Origin of the sequence: Eubacterium sp. AF34-35BH (assembly GCF_003477765.1) — a bacterium.
Classification (GTDB): Bacteria; Bacillota; Clostridia; order Lachnospirales; family Lachnospiraceae; genus Eubacterium_G.
The window spans coordinates 88,418-99,735 of sequence record NZ_QUDZ01000008.1 but is presented as its reverse complement, the minus strand read 5'-3'; the positions used below and the strand labels follow the sequence as shown (position 1 = coordinate 99,735).

11 protein-coding genes and 1 tRNA gene are annotated in these 11,318 nt (G+C 32.7%); 4 read left to right on the top strand and 8 right to left on the bottom strand.

Annotated elements, in window-relative coordinates; genetic code table 11:
* Positions 1-94: 94 nt before the first annotated feature.
* Positions 95-2,716, bottom strand: coding sequence for a TetM/TetW/TetO/TetS family tetracycline resistance ribosomal protection protein (locus DWZ69_RS09910; RefSeq protein ID WP_117999007.1), 2,622 nt, complete (start codon positions 2,714-2,716; stop codon positions 95-97).
* A 274-nt stretch (positions 2,717-2,990) separates the two neighbouring features.
* Between DWZ69_RS09910 and DWZ69_RS12285 the strand changes: the two genes are divergently transcribed.
* From DWZ69_RS12285 to DWZ69_RS12280, 3 genes are read left to right on the top strand one after another with little or no spacing between them, the layout of a single operon-like run.
* Entirely contained in the window at positions 2,991-3,233 is a 243-nt protein-coding gene (locus tag DWZ69_RS12285) for a hypothetical protein (RefSeq protein WP_243002566.1), read from the top strand.
* Complete coding sequence (locus DWZ69_RS09905) at positions 3,226-4,185, top strand: cation:proton antiporter (protein ID WP_243002567.1); 960 nt, start codon at positions 3,226-3,228, stop codon at positions 4,183-4,185. Before DWZ69_RS12285 ends, DWZ69_RS09905 begins: the two co-directional genes overlap by 8 nt.
* A gap of 3 nt (positions 4,186-4,188) precedes the next feature.
* The gene (locus DWZ69_RS12280; protein ID WP_347497524.1) at positions 4,189-4,302 is read left to right on the top strand and encodes a TrkA C-terminal domain-containing protein; all 114 of its coding nucleotides are present in this window, start codon (positions 4,189-4,191) and stop codon (positions 4,300-4,302) included.
* A 166-nt stretch (positions 4,303-4,468) separates the two neighbouring features.
* Here DWZ69_RS12280 and DWZ69_RS09900 read toward each other — a convergent pair whose 3' ends face one another.
* The 7 genes from DWZ69_RS09900 to DWZ69_RS09870 all read right to left on the bottom strand — a co-directional run bounded on the left by DWZ69_RS09900 (position 4,469) and on the right by DWZ69_RS09870 (position 10,615).
* Positions 4,469-5,872, bottom strand: coding sequence for a leucine-rich repeat domain-containing protein (locus tag DWZ69_RS09900; protein ID WP_117999008.1), 1,404 nt, complete (start codon positions 5,870-5,872; stop codon positions 4,469-4,471).
* A 405-nt stretch (positions 5,873-6,277) separates the two neighbouring features.
* Positions 6,278-6,469 (bottom strand): PF20097 family protein, encoded by a 192-nt coding sequence (locus DWZ69_RS09895; protein WP_117999009.1) that lies wholly within the window; start codon positions 6,467-6,469, stop codon positions 6,278-6,280.
* A gap of 182 nt (positions 6,470-6,651) precedes the next feature.
* Positions 6,652-7,662 (bottom strand): GGGtGRT protein, encoded by a 1,011-nt coding sequence (locus DWZ69_RS09890; protein WP_117999010.1) that lies wholly within the window; start codon positions 7,660-7,662, stop codon positions 6,652-6,654.
* A gap of 12 nt (positions 7,663-7,674) precedes the next feature.
* Positions 7,675-8,367 (bottom strand): iron-sulfur cluster assembly scaffold protein, encoded by a 693-nt coding sequence (locus tag DWZ69_RS09885; RefSeq protein WP_005359486.1) that lies wholly within the window; start codon positions 8,365-8,367, stop codon positions 7,675-7,677.
* A 531-nt stretch (positions 8,368-8,898) separates the two neighbouring features.
* Positions 8,899-9,993 (bottom strand): aspartate-semialdehyde dehydrogenase, encoded by a 1,095-nt coding sequence (asd, locus tag DWZ69_RS09880; protein ID WP_117999011.1) that lies wholly within the window; start codon positions 9,991-9,993, stop codon positions 8,899-8,901.
* Between the two features lie 42 nt (positions 9,994-10,035).
* Positions 10,036-10,524, bottom strand: coding sequence for a hypothetical protein (locus tag DWZ69_RS09875; protein ID WP_117999012.1), 489 nt, complete (start codon positions 10,522-10,524; stop codon positions 10,036-10,038).
* Between the two features lie 18 nt (positions 10,525-10,542).
* Positions 10,543-10,615 (bottom strand) — tRNA-Thr (locus DWZ69_RS09870).
* Positions 10,616-10,818: 203 nt separating this feature from the next.
* Here DWZ69_RS09870 and DWZ69_RS09865 point away from each other — a divergent pair.
* Positions 10,819-11,274 (top strand): DUF5721 family protein, encoded by a 456-nt coding sequence (locus tag DWZ69_RS09865; RefSeq protein ID WP_117999013.1) that lies wholly within the window; start codon positions 10,819-10,821, stop codon positions 11,272-11,274.
* Positions 11,275-11,318 lie beyond the last annotated feature (44 nt).

The window sequence follows — 11,318 nt, the reverse complement described above, 5'->3', positions numbered from 1 at the left end:
AAGTCTTTTCTTATTAAAATATAAAGAGATAAATCAATCCAAAATCGGTGATTTATCTCTTTTGTCAAACTTTACTTAATCACTATAACTTTACTTAATCAATATTAATGTCTTTCAGCAAATAATTGTCTAACTTTGATTCTTTATTAATGCTCTCAGAAATCTTCTTATTTACCAAGTCTACTTCTTCCTTAAAATTCATAGCTGACATTCTAAGGGCGCCATGCCCCATAATAATTAACTGTTCTAAGGCATCAGAAGTTGCAACTGTAACCCTGTATTTATTAGCCATTTTATGGGTAGTTTTCGCAATATACATATCTGCAGTTTCAGCAGCTTTTGTAAAGATAACATAAACATTATTATGTTTATAAACTGTTTCCTTGTGTCTGTTCACATTATATGCGTCAAATACAACAATAACCGTATTATCCTTATAGCCCTGATAGTTTGACATAATATCAAGGAGTCTGTCTCTGGCACCATCTATGTTTTTCGAGGCAATATTTTTCAGTTCATCCCATGCAAAAATAATATTATAGCCGTCAACCAAAACACATTCAGGCAAATTATTATTTTCCTTGCCCTTATATTTTTTTGTATGTTTATTGTATGTTTTAACTTTGGTTTCTGAATATTTTTTACGTTTAATCGGCCCAAAAGTTTTCTCGAAAATAGCCTCTAATTCCTTATCAGTTGCATAGGAATCTGACTTTTTCCTGTGTGTAACATTTACTTTGACGTTATCTTCTACCTGATTACTTTCATCTAAAACGTCATTTAAGTTAATTGAAGATTTTACGTGCATGTAATTTTCAACTTCATTCCAAGGCACATTAAAACCTGCACCATGGGCACAAAAGACTGAACCTGTAGGATTTGCCAAGTCACTTTCACTATCATAGCCTATGTTTTCAATTGCTTCATCTGCATTATGACATGGTGCATAACCTTTAAATTTCAATGTTAAAGAACCTAAACCATGAGTATATTCATTTACATCATTTATATAGTTCCACATTGTAGATACCGGTCCATAACCTGTAAGAATACACTTATCTCCCTTGGTTTCAGGGGGATTTACGTTGCCTTCCATATTGCTAATATCAGTCATGGCTTTACCTACATTCTCCTGTGGAACTGTTAAAACAAAATCATAATATGGTTCTAACAAAACTGATTTTGCCTTCTTTAAGCCCTGTCTCACAGCCCTGTAAGTTGCCTGTCTGAAATCGCCACCTTCTGTGTGTTTTAAATGAGCTTTTCCACCTATTAAAGTAATGGAAATATCTGTTATTGGTGAACCTGTTAAAACACCTCTATGATTCTTTTCCTGTAAATGTGTAAGAATTAATCTTTGCCAGTTTTTACTTAATAAATTTTCACTTACGGCTGTGTTAAAGGCTAAACCACTACCTGGAAGTCCCGGCTCTAATAGAAGATGTACTTCTGCATAATGCTTCAGTGGTTCAAAATGACCAATTCCCTCTACAGCTTCCATAATTGTTTCTTTATACAAAATACTGCCGGCACCAAATTCTATGTCTAAGTCGAAACGCTCTTTTACTATATTTTTCAGAACCTCTATTTGAATTGCTCCCATTACATTAGCTGTTAATTCCTGTTTTTCTTCATTCCAAGTGATTTTTAAAGTTGGCTCTTCTTCCTCAATTTCCTTAAGCTGTTTATAAACCTGATTAATGTTTATTCCACTTGGTACTATTATTTTATAAGCCAATACGGGTATAAGACTTGGTTCAATAAACTCATGTTCAAAGCCTAATCCCTCTCCCTGATATGTTTCATTAAGACCTGTAACGGCAACAATATCACCCGGTAAAGCCTCTCCTATTGCGTCATATTTTTCTCCTGAGTAAACACGAATTTCATTTACTTTTTCACTCCACTCTTTTGCACCGTTTTGCCCTGTCAAAAGATCCTTTACCTTTAAACTACCACCTGTTATCTTCATGTGGGTAAGTCTGTTATTATTGTTGTCTTTGGTTATTTTATAAATTTTTGCCCCAAAGCTTTCATTATATATAGGCTCATAAGTGTAACTATATAAGCCTTCCATCAACTGCTCTATACCGTCAAGTTGCAGGGCCGAGCCAAAATAGCATGGAAACAACTCTCTGTTACAAACAAGCTCAGATATAGTATTGTCTGTAAATTCCACTCCATTCATGTAATCTTCCAGCAAATCTTCATTGCACATTGCTATGTCTTCGTATGTTCCCACACCTATTGGAAATCTTACAATTTCATCTCCAAATTTATCTTTTAACTCGTGCAAAAGAAAATCTCCACTTACATTTGGCATGTCCATCTTGTTTACAAAAATAAAGGTAGGCACTTGATACTTGTCCAATAATTTCCATAAGGTTTCAGTATGTCCCTGAACACCCTCGCTTCCACTAACAACTAAAACTGCATAATCAAGAACAGATAAAGTTCTCTCCATTTCCGCTGAAAAGTCCACATGCCCCGGTGTATCAAGGAGAACCAGTCTCATGTCTTTGTATTCCATAACTGCCTGCTTAGAAAAAATAGTAATCCCTCTGTCACGTTCCATTTGAAATGTATCAAGATACGCGTCCTTATGGTCTACTCTTCCAAGCTTGCGGATTTTTCCTGTTGTATATAAAAGTGCCTCCGACAATGTTGTTTTTCCACCATCTACGTGAGCCACAATTCCAATTGTAATTTTTTTCATGTATTAATTCCTCGTTTTATTTTTCATATAATTATTTGTGCTATTTTTCTATATGATTCTTATTTACTTTTTTATATTTCAGTATTTTTTAATATTTCAGTATTTTCTGATATTTTCCTATAACATTTTAGCATAAAAACTTTGTTTTTTGCATATTTTTACTTTGTTTAGTTTTGCATTGACTTAATTTATTTAACAAATTTCCCAATAGAAACTTTAAATGTAAAATTTATGATAGTATATTGAAAACTAAAAAATATAAGGGGGAGATAATTTGACAATTTACATTATTTTTGTAGCCATAATTCTATTTCTATGTATTTTAGCAGATAAATTTTCAGGGTGTTTTGGCTTACCGGCACTTATTCTTTTTATGGGAATAGGAATGTTGTTTGGTTGCGATGGGTTATTTAAAATTCAGTTTTCTAATTACACTGTAGTTGAAGGGATTTGTACAGTGGCTCTTAGTTTTATAATGTTTTACGGTGGTTTTAACAATAGGCATAACTTTGCTTAATTCTAATGGATTATCTAAAATTCCAAGTTTATTATTTTCACAACTTATTTTTGGTATTTTAATTGGTGTTGGCACTTCTATATTTGCCATATATATTTTGTCAAAAACTAATTTTGTCTCAAAAAATTTCTATGCTGTATTTATTATAAGTATTATTGCTTTTACATTAGGCATATCTCTATTGGTAAACGGCAACGGATTTTTAAGTGTCTATTTACTTGGAATTATTTTAGGAAATGCAAAAATCGAAAACAAAAAAATCCTCATACACTTTTTTGATGGTATAACAGGTCTAGCTCAAATACTTATTTTCTTTTTGTTAGGGCTACTGTCATTCCCACATAATTTCCCACAAATAGTTATTCCTGCTCTTTTAATAGCACTTTTTATTACTTTAATTGCCAGACCTATAGCAGTTTTTGCAGTTTTAAAACCTTTTAAATGTAAGTTAAATCAGTGTATGTTAATTTCCTTTGCCGGTTTAAGAGGTGCAGCTTCCATTGTATTCTCAATAATGGTTGTTGCGAATAGTCGGGATATATCTTTTGATATTTTTCATATAGTTTTCATGGTTGCTCTCTTTTCTGTGTCAATTCAGGGAAGCTTGCTTCCTTTGGTAGCAAATAAACTAAATATGGTGGACAACAGGGAAGATGTAAGAAAAACCTTCAACGACTATCAGGAAGAGTCTTCCATTACCTTAATGAGATTTTTTATTCCTGAAGGTCATAATTGGATTGGCAAAAAAATAAGTGATGTACATATGCCAACCAATTCTTTGGCTATAATGATAAAACGTGCCGGCGATACTATTGTTCCAAATGGAGATACTGTAATCTGTGTACAGGATAGCGTTATACTAAGCGTGCCATCTTACGAACCATCAGGCAATGAGAATCTAATGGAAATATTAATTACGAATTCTAATAAATGGAGTAATAAAAAAATTTAAACATTGAATCTACCTAATAATGTTTTGATTGCTCTAATTAAACGTGGCAGCGAAAATTTAATTCCTGACGGTGAAACCATGCTTCTTCCCGGAGATAAAATTGTATTATTTAAATAAATAACAAAAGCCGATTCATACTGTACCGACCTCCAATCGTTAGATTTTTAGGTCTAACTTTTGGGGGTCGGTACACATACTGTCATCGGCTTTTACTATTTATATTATATAATTATTTAGTGTATCTAAAATTATGCAATTATTTGCTGTATCTTAAATTATGTAATTATTTAGTGTATCCAATAATGTCTACACCTTCATCATATTTAAAAATTTCTAATTTAGTATTGTTAGTTACATCAATTGAGCTTAATTTATTGTTATTACAATATAAAGTTGTTAAGTCCTTGCTATTTGAAACATTAATATTTGTCAGCTGGTTGTTGTAACAATAAACCTCTGTTAAATTACTATTATTGCTCAAATGTAAATTAGTTAATTGATTGTCATTTATAACAAGCATTGCCAACTCTCCATTCTTTGACAAATCAATTTGATTTAACTGATTATTGTAGCAGACTAACTTTGTCAATTTTTCATTGTTTGTAACATCTAAAACTGTTAAATTATTATTGCCTAAATCAATGTACTCTAACTGCTTATTATTTGAAATATCCAACGCTGCCAATTTATTATTGTTACAATACAAATGAGTTAATTTCACAAGATTACCTATGTTAAGGGTTGTAATCTGGTTATTATAACAATAAAACTCTGTTAAATTCTCACTGTCAGTAATATCAAGAGTTTCTATTTTGTTGTCACCACAGCTTAATTTTGATAAATTCTTGTTTCCTGAAATTTTCAAATCTGTAATTTCATTATTTGAACAGGATAACTCTTTTAAATTTTCATTGTTTGAAACATCTAATTTTTCTAATTTGTTAGAATCACAAGATAGTTCTTCTAAACTTGCATTTCCTGAAACCTTAATATCTGTCAACTGATTATTGTTACAATTAACGTCTTTAAGGGAATCTAAACCTGATAAATCTAATGTGCCCTTTAACTCTTTGTCTGTCCAATCTATACCAACCAGATTGCCACTTTCATCCCATGTGTAATCACTATCACCCATATTGTCGCTAACATCTACACCATTTGATTTGATATTATCAATTATATTCTTTAAAGCGTTTTTATCTTTTTCATTAAGCTTTGCCTCATCAATTGTAGGCTGTTCCGGTTTTGTTGTAGGTTCAGAAGTTGTTGTTTCCGGAACTGTTGTTGTAGTCTGCTCCGATTTTGTTGTAGGTTCAACTGTAGTCTCAGACTCTGCTGGCTTAATAACAGGCTTCTTGATATTAGATTTTTTGTTTGTCTTTTTCTTTACTGTGATTTTGCACTTATAAGCTTTCTTACCAACTTTAGCGGTAATTGTTGCTTTTCCTGCCTTAATTCCTTTTACTTTACCTTTTTTACTTACCTTTGCTACTTTCTTGTTTGATGTTGACCACTTAACCTTTTTCTTATTATTTTTCACTTTCAATTTAATTGTTTTGCCAACATAAATTGTTGCCTTTGTTTTGCTAATTTTTGCTTTTTTTGCTGCAAAAACACTGTCAGGTGTAACAGAAAATGCCAAAACAATCACCAAAACAATAGCACATAGTTTCTTTAGCTTAACCATTTTACTTCCCTCCGTTTTTTATTAATAGCATAATGCCCTGTTTATTATGATAGTAAATTGCTATTATAGGTGTAAAGTGTCATTTTTATAGAGGTTTCAGAATTTTATAGGGGTTCTTACATTGGGATATGAATTACAAATTGTAAAAAAAATCTGTATAATTTAACAAATATTAAAGTATACTCAAAAAGCATCTAACAATAGCTAGATGCTTTTACTTTTCTGCAACATCTGTCTTAAATCATCAAATGTTTCAGCTATTGGTGCTGTTCTTTTATTATTTACGTCATTCTCGGCTTCTGCAAGAATTTCCTAAAGTTCAATTCTAGATTTCATTCTTTTATATTCTTCATAGAAAAAAAATAATATTATCACCTTGTTCATTTAACATTGTCGGATTATATATTAATTTTCATTAATATCAATTATAATCTTGTTACACTCTCTACACATATATGCTTCAACATATGTTTTTGTTAGTAAACTGGTAAGTTTTACACTTTTCACACTACGATTTTCAGATTTCCATTTCAAAGGATATCTGTCTTGATTTATTTCACCTTTCTCCATTTTTGAATTACAATAAGGACATTTCATTTTTTTTACTCCTTGTATTTAAATAGTATCTAGTTTCATCTTTTAAAATGTTTATTAGTAATTATAGCATCATTTTACCACTTGTAAAAGATAACAAAAAAAGAGGTATCCGAAGATACCTCTAATAATAAACATTATTTATGTTGATTTGCTAGAAACCCTTTATTTATGGACTATTCTAACTAAAACTTACCTTCATCAGCAGCCTGCTGTACACTAACTGCAACAGCAACTGTCATACCAACCATTGGGTTGTTTCCAGCACCGATTAAGCCCATCATTTCTACGTGAGCTGGTACTGATGATGAACCTGCGAACTGTGCATCTGAGTGCATACGTCCTAATGTATCTGTCATACCATATGAAGCAGGACCTGCAGCCATGTTATCTGGATGAAGTGTACGTCCTGTACCACCACCTGATGCTACTGAGAAGTACTTCTTACCCTGTTCGATACATTCTTTCTTGTATGTACCTGCAACTGGATGCTGGAATCTTGTAGGGTTAGTTGAGTTACCTGTAATAGATACACCAACGTTTTCGTGATGCATGATTGCAACACCTTCCTGAACATCATCAGCACCGTAGCACTTAACTGTTGCACGAAGACCATCTGAGTAAGCCTTTTCGTATACGATGTTTAATTTTGCTTCTTTATAATCATACTTTGTTTCAACATATGTGAAACCGTTGATTCTTGAAATAATCTGAGCTGCATCTTTTCCAAGACCGTTTAAGATAACTCTTAAAGGTTTCTTACGAACCTTGTTAGCCTTTTCAGCGATACCGATAGCACCTTCAGCAGCAGCGAATGATTCGTGTCCTGCAAGGAAAGCAAAACATTCTGTTTCTTCTTCAAGTAACATCTTTCCAAGGTTACCATGTCCTAAACCTACTTTTCTGTGGTCAGCAACAGAACCTGGAATACAGAAAGCCTGAAGACCTTCACCAATTGCAGCAGCAGCGTCAGCAGCCCTTCTACAACCTTTCTTAATAGCAATTGCAGCACCTACAGTGTAAGCCCAGCATGCATTTTCAAAACAAATTGGCTGAATTCCCTTAATCATATCATATACATTAAGCCCAGCGTCCTTTGTAATCTTTTCAGCTTCTTCAATAGAAGCAATACCATAACTATTTAAAACAGAATTAATCTGATCAATTCTTCTTTCATATGATTCAAATAATGCCATTGTTGTTACCTCCTATTCCTTTCTTGGGTCGATAATCTTAACAGCGTCATCAACACGACCATACTGACCTTTTGCCTTTTCCCAAGCTGTTGTAGGATCATCACCATTTTTGATAAAGTCTGTCATCTTTCCTAAGCTAACAAACTGGTAACCAATAACTTCATTATCAGCATCAAGAGCGATACCTGTAACATAACCTTCTGCCATTTCAAGGTATCTAACACCTTTTGCCTTTGTAGCGTACATTGTACCAACCTGTGAACGAAGACCTTTTCCTAAATCTTCAAGTCCGGCACCTACTACTAAACCATCATCTGAGAAAGCACTCTGCGTTCTACCATAAACAATCTGTAAGAATAATTCTCTCATAGCTGTGTTGATAGCATCACATACTAAGTCAGTGTTTAAAGCTTCAAGAATTGTCTTTCCCTGAAGGATTTCAGCTGCCATAGCTGCTGAATGTGTCATACCTGAACATCCAATTGTTTCGATTAATGCTTCTTCAATGATACCTTCTTTAACATTTAATGTAAGCTTACAAGCACCCTGCTGTGGAGCACACCAGCCAACACCATGTGTAAAACCTGAAATATCTTTGATTTCTTTTGAGTGAACCCATTTTCCTTCTTCTGGAATTGGAGCAGGTTCATGCTTTGCACCCTTAGCTACTGGGCACATCATTTCAACTTCTTTTGAATAAATCATTTGAATAAATACTCCTTTCGAAATATAAACTATGGAATATTTCCATGTTATTGCAGTTGTAATATTAGAATTACTTCTGCTTGCCCTGTGGGTTGATAGTATTACCCACACTTGTTTTTATTCTCTCATAAAATAACAAAATAGTCCATACTTTAATTTAAATTTAACAAAAAAAATACAAGAACTACGAACTGCCGACAATTTAACCGACAGTCCATAGTTTTTGTAAAAATTATATTTTATTATTTAATTTTAACTTTCTTTGCTGAAGAATATGCACCCTACACTTTTGTCTTTCCATTCATTGAGAATGCTCTGATTTCCATGTAATTCCTTTGTTTGCTGTATTAGAAGGATTTAATTTTCAGTTATTTTGACGAAAATCGTAATGTGAATTTAAAAATTCACCCTTCTATATTAAACTCACAATTAATTATACATAAAAAAATAGAAGCATTCTGATATATTTATCTCATACCAAAATACTTCTATCTTTCATATTTCTCTTAAATGATTTTCTAAGAATCTATATTATTTTGCTTCAATATATCCTTTTGCAACTAAAAGCTCTGCTGATAAAACAGCTCCACCTGCAGCGCCTCTAAGAGTATTATGTGATAAGCCTACAAACTTGTAGTCATATACTGTATCTTCTCTTAAACGTCCTACAGATACGCCCATACCGTTTTCAAAATTAACATCTAATGAAACCTGTGGTCTGTTATCTTCTTCTAAGTACTGGATAAACTGCTTTGGAGCACTTGGAAGTTCTAATTTCTGTGGTTCGCCACTGAAGTTTTCTAATGCTTCAATAAGCTGTTCCTTAGTTGGCTTCTTAGCAAACTTAACAAATACAGCTGCTGTATGTCCATCTAAAACAGGTACTCTGATGCACTGTGTTGTAATAACAGGTGATGTAGCCTTAACGATTTCTCCGTTTTCAACTTTACCCCAAAGTCTAAGTGGTTCCTGTTCTGACTTTTCTTCTTCACCACCAATAAAAGGAATAATATTTCCTACCATTTCAGGCCAGTCTTTAAATGTCTTTCCTGCACCTGAAATTGCCTGGTATGTTGTTGCAACAACTTCTGTTGGTTCAAATTTCTTCCAAGCTGTAAGTACAGGAGCATAACTCTGAATTGAACAGTTAGGTTTTACTGCAACGAAGCCTTTCTTTGTTCCAAGTCTCTTCTTCTGTGACTCAATTACTTCATAATGTTCAGGGTTAATTTCAGGAACAACCATAGGAACATCAGGTGTCCATCTGTGTGCGCTGTTATTTGAAACAACAGGTGTTTCAGTTTTTGCGTAATCTTCTTCTATTTTCTTAATTTCTTCCTTTGTCATATCAACTGCACTGAAAACAAAATCAACAGTTTCAGCAACTGCTTCAACTTCATTTACATTGTGTACAATCATTTTCTTAACTTTTTCAGGCATTGGAACAGTCATTTTCCATCTGTCACCAACTGCTTCTTCATAAGTTTTTCCAGCAGAACGTGGACTAGCTGCTAATGTAACAACTTCAAACCATGGATGGTTATCTAATAAAGTAATAAATCTCTGTCCTACCATACCTGTTGCTCCAAGTACGCCTACTTTTAACTTTTTGTCTAATTTAATCATTTTTCTATCCTCTCTATATAATTAAAATAAATTGTTAACTAATTAATTATCGGACTGTGCCGAAATGGTAGTTTCTACAACGGTAACCGTTTCAGTAACTGACTCTTTCGCCTTATTCTTTTTTATATTTTCTTCTCTTTCAAGTTGTATCTGCTTAGTATATACATCTCTACTTTGTACCCATGTATCGGACATATTCATAATGCACACCTGAGCCATAAAGTAACAAAACATCCATACAATTATCATTCCTGACAAAGAAGAACCAAATGTATGCTTCTTAAAAAAAGGCAACTTTTCTCGATATTTAAAGTCTGATAAAAAAAGCAACGGACTAAAAAATAAAATTGCAAAGAACAGATATTTTTCAATCATTAATATATAATCTATTGTTTCAAACTTATAATGAAGTAATTCTCCTACAATAGATGCGCCAATAAAATAAGCCATGGCAGCATAATACAAAAGTGCCGGAATCATTTTATACGCCTTTGCAGACCTTAATCCGAATATTTTTACACCATCTTTCATGAAGTTTCTCCTTTTCAAAGCTTCTGGCGCGACTCGAACGCGTGACCCATTGCTTACGAGGCAATTGCTCTACCAACTGAGCTACAGAAGCATATTGATAATAAATCAATAAATGTATCATTCAACTATATTTATATAATGTAGTTAATTCACATCAAAACTGTCATTTATTATAATCTAAAATAAACATTATTGCAATTAGCAATTACTAACTATTATTCATTGAACATATAAATTTACTTTGTTATAATATACATTATGATAAGTTTAAAAATAAATGATATAAATAATTTTATGCAAAAACTATTAATTGGCAATGCTTTTGACAGTTTTTTACTTTGCGAAGGCGAAGTTGATACGTCTAATACTTTTGCAATTAACGGACGTATTAATCAAAAGTTTTACAATGCTGATGAGCTGGAAGCAATTCCTGATGAATTTGTATATTGGAGGGACATTAAGCACATATTCTTCGAAATGATAAAAGGACACAAAGTTCCCAGCAAGATGAAACTTGTTTTTGCATTATCCAAAACTAAATATTCTGATATTTTAATGAAATCCCAGATGGCTATATCTGAAAGTGAAATTGGTGGGCTATACATACATGTTATGTTCGAAGACAACTCCCTACATATTATAACAGGAACTTCAATTAACACTTTCACCATGGACAAAACCCTTGATAAATATTGGGATAAGACTATCAGCAACTTCCTTAGCGAACATTTTAACTGTGATTTACTATAAGTTTTAATGATTTTTTATTAAAATATGAACAAATAGTAAATTTT

What these genes read in the sequence shown, in the direction of transcription:
- DWZ69_RS09900 (WP_117999008.1), bottom strand. Translation starts at nt 5,872, where the DNA reads ATGGTTAAGCTAAAGAAACTATGTGCTATTGTTTTGGTGATTGTTTTG.
- DWZ69_RS09865 (WP_117999013.1), top strand. Translation starts at nt 10,819, where the DNA reads ATGCAAAAACTATTAATTGGCAATGCTTTTGACAGTTTTTTACTTTGC.
- DWZ69_RS09895 (WP_117999009.1), bottom strand. Translation starts at nt 6,469, where the DNA reads ATGAAATGTCCTTATTGTAATTCAAAAATGGAGAAAGGTGAAATAAAT.
- DWZ69_RS09890 (WP_117999010.1), bottom strand. Translation starts at nt 7,662, where the DNA reads ATGGCATTATTTGAATCATATGAAAGAAGAATTGATCAGATTAATTCT.
- asd (WP_117999011.1), bottom strand. Translation starts at nt 9,993, where the DNA reads ATGATTAAATTAGACAAAAAGTTAAAAGTAGGCGTACTTGGAGCAACA.
- DWZ69_RS09875 (WP_117999012.1), bottom strand. Translation starts at nt 10,524, where the DNA reads ATGAAAGATGGTGTAAAAATATTCGGATTAAGGTCTGCAAAGGCGTAT.
- DWZ69_RS09885 (WP_005359486.1), bottom strand. Translation starts at nt 8,367, where the DNA reads ATGATTTATTCAAAAGAAGTTGAAATGATGTGCCCAGTAGCTAAGGGT.
- DWZ69_RS09910 (WP_117999007.1), bottom strand. Translation starts at nt 2,716, where the DNA reads ATGAAAAAAATTACAATTGGAATTGTGGCTCACGTAGATGGTGGAAAA.